This is a genomic window from Paenibacillus sp. D9 (assembly GCF_001188365.1).
Classification (GTDB): Bacteria; Bacillota; Bacilli; order Paenibacillales; family Paenibacillaceae; genus Paenibacillus_O; species Paenibacillus_O humicus.
In genome coordinates, this window is the sequence record NZ_JZEJ01000001.1 from 2,030,082 (window position 1) to 2,051,346 (window position 21,265).

A 21,265-nucleotide genomic window follows, 5' to 3' on the forward strand; every position below is an offset into this window, starting at 1 on the left:
AGAGTTAAGGCTTGAAGCCCGTCATCGAAGGATGTTTCGTCCCTTCAACTCAGGCGCTTTCTTCTTTTTTCTTGCCCTTTTTGGCGGTCAGCTCCGGAATGACCCGGTCTTGGACAACCTTCTCCGTGATGACGCAGGTGCTCATCTCCTCGCGTGAAGGAGCTTCGTACATGATCTCCAGCATGATGCCCTCGATGATGGCGCGGAGGCCGCGAGCGCCTGTGTTGCGCTTGATCGCTTCCTTCGCGATGGCGTCCAGGGCGCCTGCATCGAACTCGAGCTTGACATTGTCCATCTCCAGAAGCTTCTGGTACTGCTTCACGAGAGCGTTCTTCGGTTCGGACAAAATGCGCACCAGAGCCGGCTCGTCAAGCGGCTCCAGCGTCGAGATGACCGGCAGCCGGCCGACGAATTCCGGAATCAAGCCGAATTTCAGCAGATCTTCCGGCAGCACGAGGGAAAGGTATTCCCCGGCTTTCATGTCTTTGGTGCCGTCCGCGCCGGTGCTGAAGCCGATCACTTTTTTGCCGATGCGGCGCTTGATGATCTGCTCCAGGCCGTCGAACGCGCCGCCGCAGATGAACAGGATATTCGTCGTGTCGATCTGGATGAATTCCTGATGCGGATGCTTGCGTCCGCCCTGCGGAGGAACGGATGCCACGGTGCCTTCGAGGATTTTGAGCAGCGCCTGCTGCACGCCCTCGCCGGACACGTCGCGGGTAATGGATGGATTCTCGGACTTGCGGGCCACTTTATCGATTTCGTCGATGTAGATGATGCCGCGCTCGGCCTTCTCGACATCGTAATCGGCGGCCTGAATAAGCTTGAGAAGGATGTTCTCGACGTCCTCGCCCACATAGCCGGCTTCCGTGAGGGAAGTCGCGTCGGCAATGGCGAACGGAACGTTGAGGATCTTGGCCATCGTCTGCGCCAGAAGCGTCTTGCCGGAGCCTGTAGGGCCGACGAGCATGATGTTGCTCTTCTGCAGTTCCACGTCTTCCAGCTTGTTCTGGGAATTGACGCGCTTGTAATGGTTGTATACCGCTACGGACAGCGATTTCTTCGCGGCTTCCTGGCCGATGACGTAGGAGTCCAGAATGCCGCGGATATCCTTCGGCTTCGGAATATCCTTCAGATCGAGCTCTTCTTCGTGGCCGAGCTCTTCTTCGACGATCTCGGTGCACAGCTCGATGCATTCATCGCATATATAAACGCCGGGACCGGCTACCAGCTTGCGTACTTGATCCTGGGACTTGCCGCAGAACGAGCATTTGAGCTGGCCCTTTTCTTCGTTGAATTTAAACACTTGATCACCCCTTGGAGGAAGATGTTACAGAACTCCGGCTTCCGGAACGGCAATAACCTTGTCGATCAGACCGTATGCCTGGGCTTCGTCCGCGCTCATGAAGTTGTCGCGGTCCGTATCCCGGTCGATCTTCTCGTAAGGCTGTCCTGTGCGGTCGACATAGATCTGGTTCAGCTTCTGCTTGGTCTTGAGAATCCAGTCCGCGTGGATCTTGATGTCCGAGGCCTGGCCTCGAACGCCGCCCAGCGGCTGATGGATCATGACCTCGCTGTTGGGAAGCGAGAAGCGCTTGCCCTTGGCTCCTGCGGTCAGCAGCAGGGACCCCATGCTGGCGGCCATGCCTACGCAGATCGTGGAAACATCCGGCTTGATGAATTGCATTGTATCATAAATACCCATGCCGGCCGTGACCGAACCGCCGGGCGAGTTGATGTACAGGTGGATATCCTTCTCCGGATCGTCAGCCGCAAGGAAGAGCAGCTGGGCGATGATGGAATTGGCGACGTCATCGTCGATGGCGCTGCCAAGAAAGATAATCCTGTCCTTGAGGAGACGGGAATAGATATCGTAAGATCGTTCACCGCGGTTTGTCTGTTCGACTACGATAGGGACCAAATTCATGCGACCAACCTACTTTCCATTGTGGAATTCAGATACACGACCATTTTATCACGTTCGGACATCCCCTGTCATTTTTGCAGGCAGTACGGGGATGAACGCGAAAGTTCCGGCTGTGTTGAATCTTATGTAGGGGGGAACTCCCCCATTCCTTCGGCAGCGCAATCCATGCCGAAGCGGCACTCATAAAGCTTATGTGGTAAAAATAAGGCACGTGCGGATGACGTGCCTTACGGGATGCTTCCTCGGACGCGGAATTCTTAAGCGACTTCGGTTGCGACTTTGCTGTTGTCAAGAAGGAACTTGATCGTCTTGCGAAGCTTCAGGTCTTCCTTCATGTTGTCGAGGTTGCCGTTGCGCTCGAAGATCTCGCGCAGCTCGGCTGCCGGACGGTTGTAGGATTTGGACAGGTTCTCGAGCTCTTCGCCGACTTCGTCCTCGGAGATCTCGATGTTCTCCTGCTTGGCGATGGCATCCAGAACCAGGTTGTTCAGGACGCGCTTCTGGGCGTCGGCGCGCATCTGCTCGCGCAGAGCGGCTTCGTCCTGGCCGGAGAACTGGTAGTACAGGTCCATGTTGAGACCTTGCTGGCGGATGCGGTTCTCGAAGTCGCGGAGCAGGAAGTCCACTTCGCTGTTGATCATCGCTTCCGGAATTTCAACTTCGGCAGCTTCGGCAACCTTGTCGACGAGCGCGTTCTCGCGAGCCTGCTCGCTCTCTTGCTGCTTGCGCTCCTTGAGCTTGGAGGACAGATCCTGCTTGAACTCGTCCAGCGTATCGAACTCGCTCACATCCTTGGCGAACTCGTCGTCCAGGGCAGGCAGGTTCTTGCGCTTGATTTCATGCAGCTTGACCTTGAATACGGCAGGCTTGCCGGCCAGGTTCTCCGCATGGTACTCCTCGGGGAAAGTCACTTCGACGTCCTTGAAGTCTCCCGTCGCCATGCCGACGACCTGCTCCTCAAAGCCTGGGATGAAGGAGTTGGAGCCCAGCTCGAGCGTGTAACGCTCGGCTTGTCCGCCTTCGAAAGCCTCTCCGTCGACGAAGCCTTCGAAATCGATGACGGTTACGTCGCCGTTCTCGGCAGCGCCTTCTTCAACGACAACGAGCTCGGCATGGCGCTGCTGGAGGCGATCCAGCTCCGCGCTCAGCTCTTCTTCGGTTACTTCGGCATCGGCCGCCGCAACTTCGACGCCTTTGTAATCGCCAAGCTTCACTTCGGGCTTGACGGTTACTTTTGCCTTGAATTTGAAGGATTCGCCCTTGGCGAACTGCTCGATGTCGATCTCCGGACGGTCAACCGGCTCTACGCCCGTTTCCTTGAGGGCATCGGCATACGCCGTCGGAAGCAGGATGTCGATCGCGTCCTGGTAGAGGCTCTCCACGCCGAAGCGGGATTCGAACATGCCCCGCGGTACTTTGCCTTTGCGGAAGCCCGGAACGTTCACGCGGCCTACGACTTTCTTGAATGCCTGGTCGAGCGCGTCCTTGACCTGCTCCGCTCCGACTTCAACGTCGATCGAGACGACGTTCGTTTCTATTTTCTCCCAAGTAGCTGCCATTTATGCTGTCCCCTCCAAAAAATAGGCGCCTTGCGCCGAATATACACGTGTAATAAACCACTCCATTATAATGAATCCGCCCATCGATTACAAGAGAAGTCAGCGTTCGCCGTATCCTTCCTGCAAATCCGTTATTTGGCGCAGGGAGCGGCAAGCCTGCTCGTAGCGGAATCGGAGCTCTCCGGTAATGCCGTATGTATGCCTGATCTCATCCTCATCCGCGGACCCGTATACAGCCAGCAGAAGGGTAAGGTGAAGCGCCGCCGCATGGCTGTCGACTGCGGCCTCTTCCTCGCTCAGCATGCGCTCGTAGGCCGAGCTGCCGTAAAGGTACTGCAGGCACTCCTTCCACAGCTCGCGGGCGAAATGCGGAAGCGTCGGATCCGCCGTCTCGGCGACTCCCTCCACCCTCTCCACGATGCGCCGCACCGGAACGGGGTAGTCCTCCAGAGCGAGCGGGGTGCGTTCAATCTCCAGCTCGACCCGCTCGCCGAGACGCTCCAGCCGCACGGTCCCGGCCACGCCTCTGCGCTTCAGGCACTGCAGAGCCTTGTACTGGACGACGGGATGAAGCTTCTCTTCCTCCAGCCAGCCGAGAATCGAGTCGTCGACCTCGGGGCTTCGCAAATGAGCCGCCCTCTCCAGCGCGAGCAGCTGCTGGTCGAGCATCGGGTGGTTCTTCATGATATACAGAACCTGCTGCACGTAGGATTCGTCCTGATCCCCGCCCGACAGCGCAGCCTGGCGAAGCTCTTCCTCGTCGGGATCCTCCTCCTCCCTGTCCCCCGTATCGGGAAATGCCGCTTCCAGCCAGGCCAGAAGATTTTCCCATTCCTCATAGTTGCGCTGCTCGCCGCGCGTCTGCAGCAGGAACTGGAGCAGCCTCTTGGCCTCTCCATACTGCTCGGCTTCGAGCATCCGCGTCAGCTGCTCCTGATAGTGATCGAGCGTCCCGGGCAGCAGATAGACATTATGTTCTTTCTCCTCGCGGGGAAAATCGTTGGAAGTCGTAATGGTACCACCGCCTTGTTGTCTCTGACGCCAATTATTCACCAAATTACGCGTCAATTATAACATGCCATACTCAAAAGGAGAACTTTAGGCCCGCTGCAAGCGTTCGGAAGGCCGCGGGACGCCTCTGTGAAACCGGTTGAAAAAACAGTTCGCAAAAAGCTTGATTTATGCAAGTTATTCCTGTAGTATCAGGAAGTATCATTTTTCGAGGTCCGCAGCATCAGCTGTCCGGCTTCCCAGTTGTCCCGGTAGCTCAGTCGGATAGAGCATGCGCCTTCTAAGCGCACGGTCGGGGGTTCGAATCCCTTCCGGGACGCCATTTTCCTGATCCGACCCAAGCCCCTTCTTCGAGAAGGGGCTTTTTTCTATGCCCGCGCATGGATTCTCCTTCCCCACGCACACTAGAGATATAGGCCGGTCTAATCGGCAACCCTGGAGGTGCACGCCCATGCTCTGGCTCCCGCTCGCCCTGCTCTCCGCGGCAGCAGCCGCTCTCGTCTCCGTATTCGGCAAGATCGGGCTCCAAGACATAGACGCGAACAGCGCCACGGCCTTGCGCGCGGTCGTCATGGCCTTGTTCCTGCTGGCGGTCGTCGCTGTACAGGGCAAATTCGGCCAGCTGGCCGACATCGCCGCCCACAAGCGCTCGCTCGGCTTCATCGCCCTCAGCGGAACGGCCGGCGCTGTCTCCTGGCTGTTCTACTTCCTCGCCCTGAAGGTGGGCAAAGTCGCGCAGGTCGGTCCCGTCGACAAGCTGAGCGTCGTGCTAGCGATCGTCATCGCCGTTCTGTTTCTCGGAGAGAAGCTCACGCTCTGGAACGGTGTCGGAGTCGTCCTGATTGCGGCCGGGGCGATTTTGACCTCGCTCAAATAGCAAAAAACAAAAAAACTGCACCGGCATCTTCCGCTTTGGAAAGACGCGGTGCAGCCCCGCGGAACTCCGCCTGCCTCCGGAACGGAATCGAGGCCGCTTCAGCCGACTATTTCGAGCAGCTGCCTGGCGGTAAAGGAATCCGTCACCACCGTGTTCGGATATCCCCCCCGCATAGCCGCGTACATCGCCTCGACTTTTTTGATGCCGCCCGCAACGAGAATGGAATGCTCCTTGGATCGGAGCTCTTCGAGGCGGATGCCGATCGTGCGCGCATCCAGCTCCTCGTTGCAGATGTCCCCGTCGATGTCGATGAATCGGGAGCAGATATCCCCCTTGCCTGCTCGATGCACGGTCTCCAGCTCCTCCGGCCGCAAATACTGGGCCTGGACAAGCACGGAATCGACGGTCGGCACGCCGACGGTGAACACGGCGATGTTGGCCTCCCTGCCGATCTCCAGAATCTTGGATATGTGGCGGTCCGCTTCAATCGCCCGGCGGACGAAGGGCTCGTCGACGATGGCCGGAAGCGGCAGCAGATGGGGAGGCGTATTGAACGCCCCGCCGAATAAATGAACGATCTCGGAGGCGTATGTATTCGTCTCGGAATAACTGAGCCCGCCGTTCAGCTGGACGACGCGGACATCCTTGACGCTCTTCATCGGCAGCCTCTGGGCGACCTCGTAAAGCGTCGTTCCCCATGTCACGGCGATCGTATCCCCGGCCTTGACGATCTCGTAGAGGTGGGCGGCGGCCGCTTCGCCGATATATTTCTTCACTACGGCATCGTCATGGGACGGGGTCGAGACGACAATGACCCGGTTAAGCCCGAATGTCTCCTCCAGCCGCCGGCAAATCCGGTCATGGTTCTCCTGCGGATCGTGAATCGTGATCTGGACGATGCCCTCCGTCTTGGCCTGCTGCAGGAATCTCGACACGGTCGGCCGGGATACGCCGAGCAGACGCGCGATATCCTGCTGGCTGTAGTCCATTTGATAATACAGCCTCGCGGCTTCCACCATTTTTTCTATTTTCTCCGACATAGAACCACTCCGTATTCGCGCCGCTGCTTCATTTTGTCCATTATAGAATCCTTTAGCGATTAAAAGCAATGAAAGATTGGCGAAACGGGCGCGCATTGAAAAACGCCGGCGTTTCATCGTTTTTGCCTGCCCTCGCCGGGGTAAAGACATGCAAATGCGCAGGCCAAGCGCCGCCGGCCTCTTGTCAGGCAAAGGACATCTGCATGGAGGACATAGAATGCAGGCTTGTGCCGTATCTATTTTACAGACTGAAAACGGAGGGGCCTGTTATGCCGATGAAACAAAAATTCAATCTGAAGGACTTCGTCAAGAACATGATCAGCCGCTTCCAGGATGACGAAGTGCCTGCCATGGGCGCCCAGCTTACCTATTACCTGCTGCTGGCCTTCTTCCCGTTCTTGATCTTCATCGTCAGCATCGTCAGCTTCATGGATATGTCCGGAGACGATGTCATCGAACAATTGCTGCTGCTCATGCCGGAGGACGGGGGCAATACCGTCCGCGACATCATCCATGAAGTGTCCGGCAACCGCAACGGAGCTCTGCTCTCGATCGGGATGATCGCGACCATCTGGGCGGCCTCGAACGGCATCAATGCCGTCATCAAAGGGCTCAACAAAGCCTACGACGAGGAGGAGAACCGCCCCTTCTGGAAAGTCCGGGGCATCTCGATCATCGCGACCATCGTGCTCGCCGTCGTCATCATACTCGTCATGCTCATGCTCGTCTTCGGAAAGACGATCGGCGAATACCTGTTCCAGCTGCTCGACTATCCGAGCGGGTTCGAGCCGATCTGGAATATCGTCAGCTACCTCGTCCCGTTCGCCGCGATGATCATGGTGTTCACCCTGCTGTACTGGATTACGCCCAACCGCCGGCTCTGCTTCCGCGAAGTTCTGCCGGGCGCCGTCTTCGCGACGATCGGCTGGATCGCGACCTCGCTCCTGTTCTCGATCTACGTCAATCAATTCGGCAACTACAGCAAAACGTACGGCAGCCTGGGCGGAGTCATCGTCCTTCTTACCTGGCTGTACCTCAGCTCCATCATCATCATTCTCGGCGGCGAGATCAATGCGGCCTTGAAGTTCGGCCAGGACGGCATTCAAAAAAAACCTCAGAAAACATTCGGCCTGCATCTGCCCTTCACCCGCAAGAACGGGAAAGACAAGCGGATTCCGATGTAAAAGGCTCCCCGCGAACAGAACAACAGGGACGGCCGCCAAGCCATTGAAAAGGCTCGGCGGCCGTCCCTGTTGATGTCTTGCATGCCATCAGCCGAGCAGCCTGCCGAGCTCGGAGCGTACCTGTCCGCTGCTTAGAACCTGCTGCTTGAACGTTTCGCGGCGGCCCCAGTCGGTCTTGCCGTTTTCGTTTTCGAACCACTGCATCGTAATCTCTTCATAGGCGGTATGCATGCTGTTGTCGAACCAGTCTGTCAGCAGGTCCGCGTCGCTGCGCACGATGGAGACGAGGTCGTAGTCCTCGTCCCTGGAGAGGCTGAAGTACGCCAGAACCTGCTCGCACTGCGGATCGTCGGTGCTCACCTGCACCTCTCCGCAAGGGATTCCTTCCTTGTCGACGGAACGGACGACCTTGGCTTCGATCACATTCACCCTTTGAGTCCCCCGATCTCCATGTTCATGGATTCGATATGCTTCCGCGTCCCTTCGGTGCCGAGCCGGTAGATCAAGGTATAGATCTGCTTGATCAGCCCCTCGTAGCCCCGGTTCATTTCCTCCAGGCTGGCGGAGCCGAAGGGGCTGCTGTGGAAATGGGCCATTTCCGCCTCATCCATGCTCGAGAGCTCCGCGAACAGCGCCTTCAGCCCGTCGCGCTCATGCTCGTTCGCGACGATCTCCAGCTCATAGGAGGCCGCCTCCCCATCCTCCAAAACCTGGCCGGCTCCGACGGAGACATAGTAGGTCTTGCGCTGCCCTTCTTCTTCATAGACATTCACAGATGTCGACAGCTCCTTCCTTTAACCGTCAAATTCCTTTGTAGTGTCTCCCTGCGGACAGACATGTTATGCCTGAATTCCGCATATTCATGGTAGTACGTCGTTTCATGCCGCAAGCATCGATTCGGGGAGAGCAGGCGGACGAAGTACGGACGCCGCAAACGATATCAGGCGGATGATCTCATGGTTTCCGCTTTTTTTGCCCGACCTTTTAGAACAAGAGAGGAATGAATAACCCATGTGCGGATTCACCGGATGGATCGATTGGAATCGCGACCTGACGCTGCACAGCGACGACCTGGAGCGGATGACGTCGACGCTTGCCCTGCGGGGACCCGACGCTTCGGGCACCTGGATCTCGGGACCTTGCGCGCTCGGGCATCGCAGGCTGTCGGTGATGGATCCCGAGAAGGGCGCACAGCCCATGATTCGCAATCAGGATGACGGCAAATTCGTCATCGTTTATAACGGAGAACTGTACAACGCGCCGGAGCTGAAAAGAGAGCTGGAATCCAGAGGGCGCGTCTTCTCGACGACCTGCGATACCGAAGTGCTGCTGGCCTCTTATATGGAGTGGGGAGCCGCTTCCGTAGAAAAGTTCAACGGCATCTTCGCCTTCGCCATTTGGGATGCCAAGGAGGAAAAGCTGTTCCTCGCGCGCGACCGGGTCGGAGTCAAGCCTCTGTTCATCAGCCAGGCTGGCGGCCAGTTCATCTTCGGCTCGGAGCCGAAAGCTCTGCTCGCCCATCCCGCCGTGAAGCCCGAGGTCGGCGCTCAAGGAATCGCCGAGCTGTTCATCGTCGGTCCGGCCCGGACTCCCGGAGTCGGCGTCTACAGCCAGCTCACCGAGCTGCTGCCGGGAAAATGCATGACCGTCGACCGCAGCGGCGTCCGTACCCATACGTATTGGGAGCTTCGAAGCTGCGAGCATGAGCACAGCGTCGAGCAGACAGCCGCGCATGTCGGCGAGCTGCTTCGCGATACGCTGGAGCGCCAGCTCGCCTCCGACGTGCCGATAGGCACGCTGCTGTCGGGCGGCCTGGATTCAAGCGCCCTGACTTCTCTCGCCGTGAATTTCCTGAACCGCTCCGGCGGCGCGCAGCTGCATACGTTCTCCGTCGACTATGTCGACAACGACAAGCATTTCAAGTCCCATGCCTTCCAGCCCAACTCCGATGCCCCCTGGATTCAGAGAATGAGGGATTATCTCGGCACCGAGCATCACGACGTCTATTTCGACACGCCGGATCTGGTCGCCGCTCTGGATGACGCGCTGACCGCGCGCGATCTTCCCGGCATGGCGGATGTCGATGCTTCGCTGCTGCTGTTCTGCCGGGAAATCAAGAAGGATGTTACCGTGGCCATCTCGGGAGAGGCGGCCGATGAAGTCTTCGGCGGTTATCCATGGTTCCACCGCGAGGAGTCGCTGAACGCCTCCACGTTCCCATGGGCGCTCGCCTCGGGGATGAGGGCCGAACTTCTCTCGCCGGAAATGCGGGAATGGGTCCGCCCGCTGGAATACATCGGCGACCGATATTCAGAAGCGGTTGCGGCCGTTCCCCATTTGAAGGGAGAAACGGAGAAGCAGCGCAAAATGCGGACGATGTCCTACCTCAACATCACCCGCTTCATGCCGACGCTTCTCGACCGGAAGGACCGGATGAGCATGGGCGCCGGGCTCGAGGTCCGGGTTCCGTTCTGCGACCATCGCCTCATCGATTACGTGTTCAACATTCCATGGGAGATCAAAACCTCCGGCGATCGCGAGAAGGGCATTCTGCGTCAATCGCTTCGCGGCGTCCTGCCCGATGACGTGCTTTTCCGCAAAAAAAGCCCTTACCCGAAAACCCACAATCCAGCCTACCTGAATGCGGTGCGCTCCAAGCTGCTGGGTGTGCTCGACGATCCGTCCTCTCCGATCCTCCCTCTCATCGACACGGCCAAAGTCCGCGAGATCGCGGGCTCGGACGCCGCCAGCTCCAATATTCCCTGGTTCGGCCAGCTCATGTCCGGCCCCCAGCTGTTCGCCTATCTTTACCAGGTCAACCGCTGGCTGAAGGAATACAAGGTGTCGATCCGATAGCAAAAGCCGCCGCGGCATCGCGTGAAACGCGATGCCGCGGCGGCTTTGTTTTATAGGTGGTGGTATTCAGGCGCTGGTGTTCGATGAGCGTTCGAATCCGGGAACGACCCCGTTGGAGAATCTGCTGCTTATTATCGGACATCAGATCCGCTATTTGGCCTAAAACTAACATTCTCATTTTTTTAACGGACATCAGTTCCGTTATTTGAACCGCTACTATCTGTATCCCGCTATTTGTTCACAAATAACGGATCGTATGTCCGATAAAATCGCAGTTACTCGATTACAGCTCAATTAACGGATCGTATGTCCGATAAAATCGCGGTTACTCGATTACAGCTCAATTAACGCATCGTATGTCCGACAACTTCGCGGTTACTTGGTCACAGTTCGAATACCGAATCGCATGTTCCAATACTTGACGGCTACTCGGTTGCAGCTTAACTATCGGATTGCATATACCCTAACTTCGCTGCTACTCGGTTAAAGCTAGAATAACGGATCACAGGTCCGATAACTTCGCGGTCTACTCAGCAGCAGCTCGACTTACGCCCGTATGTCCCATATAGAGGCTCGTTGTTCAATCACACCTTGAATACAGTCCCCTGTTTCGGATTGCTCAATAGATACTGCTGGACCGGCTGAATCAGCCCTGCAGCTTTTCGAGCAGCGAGCGCAACGCCGCGCCGCGATGGCTGGCGGCTTGTTTCTCCTCCATGCTCAGCTCCGCCGCCGTGCGGCGAAGGGCAGGGATCCAGAGCAGGGGGTCATAGCCGAAGCCGCCTGCGCCGCGGGGGCTGTCGATGATATAGCCTTCCATCGAGCCCTCGCTTTCGATAAAGCGTTCTTCGGCAGGCACATAGAGGGCGAGGGCACACTTGAAGCGAGCTGTGCTTAGCAGATGAATGCCATCTGGGGCTCCTTCCGCTATTGGAGAATGTCCAGCGCCATCCGAGGCTCCGTTCGATACCGGCGAATGTCCAGCGCCATCCGAATCATCCGAGCCGGATGCTTGGTTTTTCGCCGATCCAAGCGGAACTGCTCCAGCAGATTGCTCAGCCGATTCCGCCGCTCCATCGGGAACTACCGCCTCTGCCGAAGCGAGCTCTGCCAGCAGCTTGGCGTTGTTGTCCGCATCCGCCGCTCCCGGTCCCGCGTACCGCGCCGAGTAGATGCCAGGAGCTCCGCCGAGCGCATCCACGCATAGGCCGGAATCGTCCGCAAGCACCGGGATGCCGAGCAGACGTCCGATCTGGCCTGCCTTGATGCGGGCGTTGGCCGCGAAGCTGTCGCCGTCCTCGACGATTTCAGGCATCCCTTCATAGTCTTTCAAGCTCCGGACTTCAAGGCCCAGCGAAGCGAAGGCATGAGCGAATTCCTTGACCTTGCCGGGATTGCCGGTTGCAACGACGACGAGTCCGGAGCCCCCCAGAAGCCCGCTCATGCCCGGACCGTCCCTATCCGCGTTCCGGCCTCTCCGAGCGCCCGCTTCTGGATTTCAATCAGTTCGCGGATTCCGGATTCTCCCAGAGCGAGAAGAGCATCGAGCTCCTCGCGCGAGAACGGCTCCTCTTCTCCTGTGCCTTGCAGCTCCACGAACTTGCCGGCCCCGGTCATGACGACGTTCATGTCGACCTTGGCTTTGGAATCCTCCTCGTAGTTGAGGTCGAGCCGCGGCTGGTCGGCGATGACGCCGACGCTTGTGGACGCCAGGTAGTCCGTAAGCGGATAGACGGAGAAGGACGCTGTGCGGGCCAGCTTGTCCACCGCAAGCGCAAGCGCTACGAAGCTGCCGGTGATGGAAGCCGTGCGGGTTCCTCCGTCGGCCTGGAGCACGTCGCAGTCAAGCGTAATCGTCCGCTCTCCCAGCGCCTGCAGGTTGACGACCGAACGGAGCGCGCGGCCGATCAGCCGCTGGATCTCCATCGTGCGGCCTCCTACTTTTCCGCGCTGGGATTCGCGCTGGTTGCGGGTATGCGTCGAGCGGGGCAGCATGGAATACTCGGCTGTAACCCAGCCTTTGCCTTGCCCTTTCATGAAAGAAGGGACACGCTCGTCTACAGTCGCCGTGACAAGCACCTTGGTGTCTCCCGCCTCGATCAGCACGGAGCCCTCCGCATATTTATTGACGCCCGTCGTGATCGTCACAGGGCGAAGCTGCCCGAATTGTCTTCCGTCCGTTCTCATTGATCCAACATCCTCCTTCAAGCCGTATCCGGCAATAGCCCTCATTGTAGCAGACGGGAGGAGGAAAATCATCCCGGGGCAGCCTCTGCCGCCAACGCCGAAAAAGGAGCAGGCGTATTCCCCGCTCCCTGGCCGTTCATGGTCATGATGGCTTCCCGCTACCGGCCGCCCGGGGCCGCTTTTACGATTTGAACGCGTTCAGATGCTCCGGACGGCTGACCGGCTCGGTATAGGAGACGTTGCGGCTGTCCTTGAAGTCGGACTGTCCGTTGAGCTTGATCTGGACTTTGCCCGCGCCGCTGTTTTCCGTCAGCGACAGGACGACGGCTTGCAGCATTTCGGAAGGCGCAGCTTCTCCTTTTTTGTACTGGGCGTCGGACAGATCGACCGTGACCGTTCCCTTGGACTGCTCCAGGGTTTTGACCGATACGTCCGGAACCCAGACAGGAGTAAGGCTGCTTCCGTCGAGCGGCCCTGCGGCCAGCTGCTTCATCGCCGATGCCAGCTTATTGGACGTACGGGGAACGAGGCGCGTAACCGGGACATAATACTGGGCATCCTGATCCGTAATGCCGGAGAAGTACAGCGTCACCGGCGTCGAAAGGCTGTAGTCGACTCCGTCCTGGGCTTCCAGATTGATCCCTACCGCACGCGTCAGCGGACGGTCGAGCGGGAAGGCGCCTACAGGCATCTCTTGAAGCTTCTCGCCTTCTTCCCACAAGCTGACGCCGCTTACGCCTTCCATGCCGGTAAGCGTCCAGGTGACGGCTTCCACAATGCTGCGCTCTTCCTGCTCGTTGTAGTCGTAAAACTGCTTGGAGAAATCAACCGATGCAACGCCTGTCTTTTTATCGATCTGCACGTTGCGGATCTCGGTTCCTTGGGGCAGCACGCCTGTGAAGCCTTCAGGCAGAAGCTTGGCGTAAGGCCCTCCGCTCACGAGCAGCTCCAGCGCCTGCGCCTCCGGCGTCAGCTTGCTGTCCAGCTTGGCCTGAATCGTGACAGGCGCCAAATAGCCGTTTTTGTCTTTGAGATAGACGGTGAGGCCGCTTGCCGCCGTCTGGTCGGCGACCGTGGCCGCACCGTCCGAGGAAGCCGAGATGGCTGCATCCGTGCCGGGAAGGACCGATCCTGTCACTCCTTGCGGCGGATCGATGTCCTTGCTTTCGGACGGCGAGAACCAGCCGCAGCCCGCCGTGACGACCGGCAGGGTAAGGGCGCCCGTGAGAGCTGCCCGGCGAATCCATTTGTAGCGCTGTTTTTTCATTGTCGATATCCTCCCTTGGGTTAACCGGCCGCTTGCCGCAGCCTGGTGGTACTGGCTCTTTTTGTAGTACTATGTGTATGGGTTGTACCATCCTTTTAGACCTGGCTTGGCTCAAAAATGATGTTAGGAGGCAGAGACATGTCCGATCCCGGAACATATGCGCTCAACAGCAAGGCGGTGGCGGAAGCGACCGCCGTATGGCTGGAGAAGCGAGGCGTCAATAAAACCCAGATCGCCGAATTGGCCTTGTTCCTGCAAAAGGACTACTATCCGGATCTGTCCATCGCGGAGTGCGAGGAGAACGTGGATGCCGTCCTCGCCAAAAGAGAAGTGCAGAACGCCATCCTGACCGGCATCCAGCTCGACGTGCTCGCCGAGGAAGGCAAGCTGATCCCTCCCCTGCAGGACATGATCGGCAACGACGAGGGGCTCTACGGCTGCGACGAGATTCTGGCCCTCTCCATCGTGAACGTATACGGCAGCATCGGCCTCACGAACTTCGGGTACATCGACAAGCTCAAGCCCGGCATTCTCGTGCGTCTGAACGACAAGAACGACGGACAAATCCACACGTTCCTCGATGACATCGTGGGCGCGATCGCGGCATCCGCCGCGAGCCGGATCGCCCACCGCAAGCAAGCCCAGCGCGAAATCGACCGGGACGAGCACAGCGACGAGGTTCCTCTGGCGTAATCGCCGCTAAGAATAAAAAAAGAAGCTCTTGCCCCTAAGGGAAGAGCTTCTTTTTTTCATGCACCCTGTCCTCTTCTGCCGATCCGCGACCCCGCTTACAGCGAGGCCAGCTCCTGCATCTCGATGACGAGTTCCTCTCCTTCGACGAGCAGGACGGTCATTCCGGTGCGGGAACCGGATTCATGGCTTTCGCCGGGTTCCCAGAAAGCCGCCTGGCCGGTGCGGATTGCATAATGCTGCCCGTCCGGGCCGCTGACCCAGCCTTCCCCGTCGACGACGAGGAACAGCTGGCTCACCGCCGCCGGATGACGCCCGACGACTCCGTCCGGCTCGATGCGGAAGCTGCTGAACTGGATGCGGCCGTCATGCCTCGTAATGCCGGAAAACATCGCTCCCTTGCTGCCGTATGCTTCGACCGACCGTTCTTTTCCCGGCAGGGCATAAAATTTCATCCGCGTTCCTCCTCGTAGGTATGCTTTGTCAGGCGCTAGACCCCATTCCTAAACGATGAGCAGAAGCGCCGCCTAATCCCTCTCCATTATCGGATGATCAAGGCTCAAGCTGAAGCATATGTCCACGGTCCGCCGGCCGGACCGGAAACGGCTGCCTTGCCGCGCTTGGCCAGCCGCGCCAGATGCGCGAGCGTCTCGGACATCGCGAAGCGCAGGTTATGGATGTTATGCCGAAGATGGGTACCGAATTCCCGTTCGCATAGGTCGAACGCGCTGGCCGGCCCTTCCGCCAGCAAGCCGAGCAGATGCTCCAGCCGCCGCTCGTGGTGGGCGATGATTTCCATGGCCCGTCGGCCGGCATCCGGGAACGGGTCGCGATGGCCCGGCAGCACCTGCCTCGTCTCAAGGCCCGACAGCTCCCGGAGACTGTCCAGGTAGGAACCGAGCGGATCGGGGTCCTCCTGCATCCCCGGAATCAGGCTGATATTCGGCGTAATGCGCGGCAGCACCTGATCCCCTGCGATCAGTGTCATGCTGGCATCGCTGTACAGGCATACTCCGCCGCCGGCATGTCCCGGCGCATCGATGATCTGCCAGCTCTCCCCGCCCATATCCAGCCGGCTTCCCGGCTCCAGATCCGTGAGCCGGGGCTGCGGCTCCACCCGTTCGCGAAAGGACGCCAGATGCGGGCCGAGCTGGACCAGCAGCTCCTCCGGCATGCCGTGATTCCGGAACCAGCCGGTCAGTTCGGCGGCAAAAACGCTGCCGCTTCCCCACAGCCTGCGGGCATATCGTCCTGCCTCGGCCGTCATCAGCACCGGGCAGCCCGCTTGCAGCTGGAACCAGCCGGCAAGGCCGTAGTGGTCGGGATGCTGATGGGTCAGCACGATGCGGCCGATGTCGCGGAAGCGGATTCCGAGGCGGTTCAGCTCCCGCAGCCAAATATCCCGGGATTCAGCCGTATTCAGACCCGGATCGATCAGCGTCCAGCTGCCGTCCGCCTCCGGAATCAGATAGCTGTTCACATAGCGCAGCGAATAAGGCAGCGGAATTTTCACCCGGAACCAGCCGTTCTCCAGCCGTTCCGCCGCCGTGTCTCCGCGTTGGGCCGCATTTTCGGCTGCGGTCTCGCCGCCATCCTCCCGATCCGAAATCCCTCTGCCTTCATCAGTTCTTTCCTTCGCTGTTCCACTCACGCTATCAACCACGCTTTCTTCGCTCGACGCACGATGTTCCCGGCGGATTGCGATGATGCCTGGCAAAGCCTCTGCAGCCGGGAGGAATCTGTCCTTGAGCCCTCGTTGTCCCCTCATTGTAAGGCATACCGCCGCCGGTCGGCAAAAGACAACATAATTTCTTCCTCAAGCAGGCATACTAACCCTTACTTGGAAAATGGAGGAGACGCCCGTGCTGCAGCGGATCAACGAGCTGTTCGCTACATCCAACGATGTGAAAACGCATCGGATCAGCAACGGCTCGCTCATACTGGAGGTCGCGTACATCGCGACCCTGGTCGAAGAAAACAAGCTGTACGACGCTATTTTCGTTCCTTTCTCCAGAGAGCTGAAGCCGTTCGCCGACGTGGTGAGGAGCGATCCTTCCTTCAAGCCGGTGGAGGATCCCGCCATCTGGACCGATCTGATGCTGAGAGGTTATGTGCTTCTCAAGGTGGAGCAGAGCTTCTTCTGCTATTTCGCGGCCAAGGTCATCCGCAACACCTCGCCGCAAACGAGCGTGGAGAGCTCCATTGAAGGGCCGCAAATCGCCCTGAGCGAGGATCTCTCGGACTCGGCCAACATCATACGGGCCCGCTATGCCACCCCGGATCTCCAGGTGGAAGAATATACGGTAGGCTATTTGTCCAAAACCCAGATCCTCATGATGTTCGATCAGCGAAGGGCGGATCCCAAGGTGCTGAGCCTCGTCCGGGCTAAAATCCGCGGCATCCAGACCGATATCCTGAGCGCAACCGGAGAGCTCGCCAAGGCGCTGAACGACAACCGCAAGCGGCTCTTCCCGATGGAGCTCATCACCGAGAGGGTCGACCGCGTCTCCCGGGGGCTGGCCAACGGAAAGGTCATCGTCATGATGCAGGGAAGCATGTTCGCCATCATCCTGCCCATCACGTTTTTCGATCTCATGGTCGCCACGGAAGACCGGTACGAGAATTTCTGGATGTCGATTCTGCTTCTGTCGCTTCGTTTTTGCGCCCTGCTGCTCACAACGACGCTGCCCGCCCTCTACATCGCCATCGTCTCCTACAACCCGGAGCTGTTCCGGGTGCAGCTCGCCTTCTCCATAGCGGGCAGCCGGGCGGCCGTTCCGTATCCTTCCTTCGTGGAAGTATTCATCATGCTCTTCATGATCGAGATGCTCGTGGAAGCGAGCGTCAGGCTGCCCAAATACATCGGCTCCACCGCTACGACGGTCGGCGGCCTCATCCTCGGCCAGGCGGCCCAGCAGGCCGGCCTGGTCAGCAGCATCATGATCATCGTCACGTCGGTGATGGCCATTTCCAATTTCGTCATTCCCGTCTACTCTCTCTCGCTGTCGGTCCGTTTCATTAAATACCCGCTCATTCTGCTCGCCATTTTCTTCGGCCTGCCGGGGGTTGCCTGCGGACTATTCTTCTTCGTCATCTACTTATGCAACCAGCGAAGCTTCGGCAGGCCTTATTTCCGGCTGATCCTGCCCGGGGATCTGAAGCATACCGATATCGGAGAGGTGAACCACGAATGAACCGCTATTTCTATTACAGCTTCGTCATGGTTGCAATGCTCAATCTCATGCTGTACGTGCCCGCCGTCCTGCTCGAAAACCGGCTGAACGGGGCGGTATCCTCGCTTATCGTCGCTCTCGTCATCGGAACGCTGCTCGCCTATGCTTCGACCAGCGCGCTGTCCAAATTCCCCGGCTTGGGCCTGCCGGAGATCCTGAGGCTCTTCCTGCCGGAATGGCTCGTCAAAACGCTGCTTCCCGTATATGCATTCATGTGGTTCTTCGCTTCCAGCTTCGCGCTGATCGGCTTCACGCTGCTCATGAACCGAGTGCTCACTCCCGACCAGCCCGCGTGGAACCTGTACCTCATTCTCGGCCTGTTATGCGTTTACGGAGCGACGCGATCGGCATTGACGATCCTCTACCTGCTGGAGATTACGATGCTGCTGGTCGCCCCGCTCGTGCTGCTCATTCTCTTCAAGGGCGTACGAAGCCCGGACTTGAGCTGGGACGCCATCTATACGATCGCGCAATACGTGAACCGCTTTCCGACCTTGTCGAGCGTCGGAGCCGGAACCTTTATTTTCACAGGATATATCAATATGGCCATCTTCAATCGGGTCAACCCGCCCAACTTCCGCTTGAAGGGACGATGGATCATTCCCGCAACCGGCACGCTGATTCTCCTGGCGACCTTCTTCCTCCCGATCGGCTTTCACGGAACGATGGGAGTGGAGCGCTACCTGTACGTGTGGACGCAAACGGCGGATTCCATGACGATGAGATACGGCTTCATTGAGCGTGTCGTGTTCGTTTTCCTGTTCCTGTATCTCGGACTGTCCCTTATGTATGCGATTACGGGATGGAACCAGTCGATGGAGTTCATTCTCAGCGTGAGCAAAAAATATAAATTCAAAGTTGACTACAGCATCGCCCCGGCTGCCAACTGGTGGGTGTGCGGCTCTTTTTTCGTCCTTTCATTCGTAGGGCTCTTGTTCTTGAACGAAAGGATCGATTTCGAAATCGCCGAGGTTTGGCTCATCGTCCGCATGTTCCTCGAGGCGGCGACCGTGCTGTTCCTGATCGTCGTGTCGTGGCGAAGGAAGAAGCCGATATGAAGAGCCGTGCGGCACGCAAGAGGATGATGCCGCTCCGATCCTGGCTGCTGGCCGTTATGGCGCTGCTCCTGCTGCCGCTCGGAGGATGCGGATTCGTCGATATCGACAAGCGTTTTTTTGTCGTCGCCGTGGCGATCGACAAGTCCGGCAGCGAGCAGAAGCCTTACCGCATTACGCTCCGCCTGTCGATTCCGAATTCCAAAATCGAGCCCGGCATGGAAAAATCGCAGGTGGAAACGATCGAAGCGGCCGAAATATCGGAAGGCGTCCGGCGGATCAAAGCCTTGCTGGACAAGGAGCTCGATCTGGGGCATTGCAAAATGTTCGTGCTCGGGAAGAAGCTCAGCCATGACGATATCAGCGATGCGGTGGACTGGATGGTCCGGCGCCGCGATATTCAAGGCTCGGCGTATGTCGCCATGGCCGGCAGCCAGGGATACGACATTTTGCAGAAAATGCCCCTGTCCGAAAGGTACTCCGGCAACTCGCTGTTTCTTACCTTCGGAGGGGACGGCACCCGCTCTTCCTATATCCGCACGGAGCATCTGTTCGATCTGCAGCGGAGAAGGACGGAGAAAGGGATGGATCCCTATCTTCCCGTCATCCGCACGACCGGCAACGGATATGAAGTCGACCGCCTCGCTCTTCTGGACAAAACCAAGGTCCGAACCATTCTCACGCCGGAGGAAACCCAGCTGTTCAACCAGCTGGACCAGCAGTATGTGAACTCCATCATCAAAACCAAGCTTGACGGCCATCCCATCATCCTCACCGCGACCGATATCTCCTCTCGCTATACGGTCAGCAGCAACGGAATCCTGAAGATGAAGGTGAACATAGCAGGCGCGATCGAGGAAGCGCCGAACAATGTGTTCAACCAGGATTGGGGCGAGCTGCAGAAAATGTTCGAGCGCGACCTCGAGAAGGATGCGATGGCCCTCTTCCAAAAAATCCAGAAGGCAGGCGTCGACCCGTTCGGCTTCGGCCTCCGCTACCGGGCTACTCATCTCAGCTCCCGAGCCTATCAGGAGTGGCTGGAGATGTATCCGAGGCTCAAATTCGAAATTCAGGCGAAGGTGAAAATCCAAGGAACGGGATTGATCAAATAGACCGGGTACCGATCTGGAATTGAAGAAGCCTGTCCTCCCTCGTCAAGGGTGGACAGGCTTCAGCCGTTCATGGCCGCGAAGCTGCTCAAGCGTTCCGGCGCCGATGCCGAACATCGCCGTCCGCAGCTCGAACTCGATCCTCTCCATTTGGCCGGAGATGGCTTGCGCCGCATCCGCTCCGCTTGCGGCGCCCGGCAGCAGCGCCCGGCCGTAGCCCGCAAGATCGGCTCCAAGCGCAATCGCCTTGGCCGCTTCGACTCCATTGGCCAATCCGCCTGAAGCGATAAGCTTCATGCCGGGCAGCCGGCGGCGGATTCCGAGGACGGACTCCGCCGTCGGAATTCCCCAATCGGCGAACGCTTCGGCCGCCTGGGCGCGAAGAGGGCTGCGCGAGCGATGCTTCTCGACTTGGCTCCAGGAGGTGCCTCCTGCGCCGGCGGCGTCAATGAAGGAGGCACCGGCTTCCGCCAGGCGGACGGCGGTGTCCGGATCGATGCCCCAGCCGACCTCCTTCACGCCGACCGGCACGCCCGCATGCCGGCAGAGCGTCTCAATCGCTGCCAGCAAGCCGGAGAATCGGGTATCGCCTTCCGGCTGGAACACTTCCTGCAGGGAATTGAGATGCAGCACGAGAGCATCCGCCTCCGCGGCTTCGACAAGCCTGCGGCAGGCATCGGCATCGAGCCCGTAATTGAGCTGCACCGCTCCGACATTGGCGATGATCGGCACGCTCGGCGCCTCCCGACGGACCCGGAACGAATCGGCCAGATCGGGCTTCTCCCATACGGCTCTCATCGAGCCCAGCCCGATCGCCCATCCGCGCGCCTCGGCAGCTTCGGCAAGACCCCGGTTGATTCGGCCCGCCTCGTCCGTCCCGCCCGTCATCGAGCTCACGAGCAGCGGCGCCTTCATGCGAATGCCCAGCCAGTCCGTATCCAAAGAAACGCTCGCCCAGTCCAGCTCGGGCAAGGCGTTATGAAGGAAGCGGTAACGGTCCAGTCCGTTGCCGGCACCCGTTCCCTGCACCTGCTCCTCGAGGCAGATGCGGATATGCTCGGCCTTGCGCTGCTCCGTCCCGCCGCCGGAAGTATCCTGATATCGTGAGCTGCTCATCCTAAGACTCCTTCATTATCGCTATATCGAACGCGGTTGCTGCCCTAGTCGATTGTGATCGATTGTCTTTTTCCGCTAGTCATTCTTCTTATCATACCCCGGGCGGACCTGCTGGGCAAACAGGCCGGGGCAATTCTTTCCATTGATTGTATTG

General features: G+C 58.7%; 20 protein-coding genes and 1 tRNA gene. 8 read left to right on the forward strand and 13 right to left on the reverse strand.

The features are described from left to right. Positions 1 to 49: 49 nt before the first annotated feature. The 4 genes from clpX to VE23_RS09345 form a co-directional block, all read right to left on the reverse strand. Positions 50 to 1,306, reverse strand: coding sequence for an ATP-dependent protease ATP-binding subunit ClpX (gene clpX, locus VE23_RS09330; protein WP_021878862.1), 1,257 nt, complete (start codon positions 1,304 to 1,306; stop codon positions 50 to 52). A 24-nt stretch (positions 1,307 to 1,330) separates the two neighbouring features. Further along, entirely contained in the window at positions 1,331 to 1,927 is a 597-nt protein-coding gene (gene clpP, locus VE23_RS09335) for an ATP-dependent Clp endopeptidase proteolytic subunit ClpP (RefSeq protein WP_048745341.1), read from the reverse strand. A 257-nt stretch (positions 1,928 to 2,184) separates the two neighbouring features. After that, positions 2,185 to 3,486, reverse strand: coding sequence for a trigger factor (tig, locus tag VE23_RS09340; protein ID WP_021878860.1), 1,302 nt, complete (start codon positions 3,484 to 3,486; stop codon positions 2,185 to 2,187). A gap of 99 nt (positions 3,487 to 3,585) precedes the next feature. Beyond that, the gene (locus VE23_RS09345; RefSeq protein ID WP_021878859.1) at positions 3,586 to 4,539 is read right to left on the reverse strand and encodes a hypothetical protein; all 954 of its coding nucleotides are present in this window, start codon (positions 4,537 to 4,539) and stop codon (positions 3,586 to 3,588) included. Positions 4,540 to 4,742: 203 nt separating this feature from the next. On the opposite strand from VE23_RS09345, the gene VE23_RS09350 reads away from it, so the two are divergent. Beyond that, positions 4,743 to 4,819, forward strand: a tRNA-Arg gene (locus VE23_RS09350). A 129-nt stretch (positions 4,820 to 4,948) separates the two neighbouring features. Continuing rightward, complete coding sequence (locus VE23_RS09355) at positions 4,949 to 5,374, forward strand: EamA family transporter (protein ID WP_049867837.1); 426 nt, start codon at positions 4,949 to 4,951, stop codon at positions 5,372 to 5,374. A gap of 98 nt (positions 5,375 to 5,472) precedes the next feature. On the opposite strand, the gene VE23_RS09360 is transcribed toward VE23_RS09355, so the two are convergent. Next, positions 5,473 to 6,414: a sugar-binding transcriptional regulator gene (locus VE23_RS09360; RefSeq protein WP_048745339.1), complete on the reverse strand. Its 942-nt coding sequence runs from the start codon at positions 6,412 to 6,414 to the stop codon at positions 5,473 to 5,475. 269 nt (positions 6,415 to 6,683) lie between these two features. Between VE23_RS09360 and VE23_RS09365 the strand changes: the two genes are divergently transcribed. After that, positions 6,684 to 7,598: a YihY/virulence factor BrkB family protein gene (locus VE23_RS09365; RefSeq protein WP_232312906.1), complete on the forward strand. Its 915-nt coding sequence runs from the start codon at positions 6,684 to 6,686 to the stop codon at positions 7,596 to 7,598. Between the two features lie 87 nt (positions 7,599 to 7,685). Here VE23_RS09365 and VE23_RS09370 read toward each other — a convergent pair whose 3' ends face one another. Together VE23_RS09370 and VE23_RS09375 are read right to left on the reverse strand one after the other, a co-directional pair. Beyond that, complete coding sequence (locus VE23_RS09370) at positions 7,686 to 8,027, reverse strand: hypothetical protein (protein ID WP_021878855.1); 342 nt, start codon at positions 8,025 to 8,027, stop codon at positions 7,686 to 7,688. Beyond that, complete coding sequence (locus VE23_RS09375; protein WP_021878854.1) at positions 8,024 to 8,371, reverse strand: hypothetical protein; 348 nt, start codon at positions 8,369 to 8,371, stop codon at positions 8,024 to 8,026. The genes VE23_RS09370 and VE23_RS09375 overlap by 4 nt, the downstream gene beginning before the upstream one ends. A gap of 238 nt (positions 8,372 to 8,609) precedes the next feature. Between VE23_RS09375 and asnB the strand changes: the two genes are divergently transcribed. Continuing rightward, positions 8,610 to 10,454, forward strand: coding sequence for an asparagine synthase (glutamine-hydrolyzing) (gene asnB, locus VE23_RS09380; RefSeq protein WP_049867838.1), 1,845 nt, complete (start codon positions 8,610 to 8,612; stop codon positions 10,452 to 10,454). 646 nt (positions 10,455 to 11,100) lie between these two features. On the opposite strand, the gene VE23_RS09385 is transcribed toward asnB, so the two are convergent. The 3 genes from VE23_RS09385 to VE23_RS09395 form a co-directional block, all read right to left on the reverse strand. Beyond that, positions 11,101 to 11,898, reverse strand: a complete 798-nt coding sequence (locus VE23_RS09385; protein WP_049867839.1) for a non-canonical purine NTP pyrophosphatase — start codon at positions 11,896 to 11,898, stop codon at positions 11,101 to 11,103. Continuing rightward, positions 11,895 to 12,641: a ribonuclease PH gene (gene rph, locus VE23_RS09390; protein WP_049867840.1), complete on the reverse strand. Its 747-nt coding sequence runs from the start codon at positions 12,639 to 12,641 to the stop codon at positions 11,895 to 11,897. The genes VE23_RS09385 and rph overlap by 4 nt, the downstream gene beginning before the upstream one ends. 181 nt (positions 12,642 to 12,822) lie before the next feature. Further along, positions 12,823 to 13,908, reverse strand: a complete 1,086-nt coding sequence (locus VE23_RS09395; RefSeq protein WP_049867841.1) for a GerMN domain-containing protein — start codon at positions 13,906 to 13,908, stop codon at positions 12,823 to 12,825. Between the two features lie 138 nt (positions 13,909 to 14,046). Here VE23_RS09395 and VE23_RS09400 point away from each other — a divergent pair, with 138 nt between their 5' ends. After that, on the forward strand, positions 14,047 to 14,601 hold the full coding sequence (locus VE23_RS09400) for a phosphatidylglycerophosphatase A family protein (protein WP_083436320.1): 555 nt from the start codon (positions 14,047 to 14,049) through the stop codon (positions 14,599 to 14,601). 95 nt (positions 14,602 to 14,696) lie between these two features. On the opposite strand, the gene VE23_RS09405 is transcribed toward VE23_RS09400, so the two are convergent. Together VE23_RS09405 and VE23_RS09410 are read right to left on the reverse strand one after the other, a co-directional pair. Then, a complete protein-coding gene (locus VE23_RS09405; RefSeq protein ID WP_049867842.1) occupies positions 14,697 to 15,053 on the reverse strand; it encodes a cupin domain-containing protein in 357 nt (118 codons plus the stop codon). A 104-nt stretch (positions 15,054 to 15,157) separates the two neighbouring features. Beyond that, a complete protein-coding gene (locus tag VE23_RS09410; RefSeq protein ID WP_232316854.1) occupies positions 15,158 to 16,249 on the reverse strand; it encodes an MBL fold metallo-hydrolase in 1,092 nt (363 codons plus the stop codon). 211 nt (positions 16,250 to 16,460) lie between these two features. Here VE23_RS09410 and VE23_RS09415 point away from each other — a divergent pair, with 211 nt between their 5' ends. The 3 genes from VE23_RS09415 to VE23_RS09425 are packed head-to-tail and all read left to right on the forward strand — an operon-like array spanning position 16,461 to position 19,998. Beyond that, the gene (locus VE23_RS09415; RefSeq protein ID WP_048745362.1) at positions 16,461 to 17,792 is read left to right on the forward strand and encodes a spore germination protein; all 1,332 of its coding nucleotides are present in this window, start codon (positions 16,461 to 16,463) and stop codon (positions 17,790 to 17,792) included. After that, a complete protein-coding gene (locus VE23_RS09420) occupies positions 17,789 to 18,889 on the forward strand; it encodes a GerAB/ArcD/ProY family transporter (protein WP_049867843.1) in 1,101 nt (366 codons plus the stop codon). Before VE23_RS09415 ends, VE23_RS09420 begins: the two co-directional genes overlap by 4 nt. After that, positions 18,886 to 19,998, forward strand: coding sequence for a Ger(x)C family spore germination protein (locus VE23_RS09425; protein ID WP_049867844.1), 1,113 nt, complete (start codon positions 18,886 to 18,888; stop codon positions 19,996 to 19,998). Before VE23_RS09420 ends, VE23_RS09425 begins: the two co-directional genes overlap by 4 nt. A 42-nt stretch (positions 19,999 to 20,040) precedes the next feature. Here the strand turns inward: VE23_RS09425 and fni are convergent, their stop codons facing one another. Then, positions 20,041 to 21,111 carry a type 2 isopentenyl-diphosphate Delta-isomerase gene (gene fni / locus VE23_RS09430; RefSeq protein ID WP_048745330.1) on the reverse strand — a complete coding sequence of 357 codons (1,071 nt, stop codon included), beginning with the start codon at positions 21,109 to 21,111 and terminating at the stop codon, positions 20,041 to 20,043. Positions 21,112 to 21,265 lie beyond the last annotated feature (154 nt).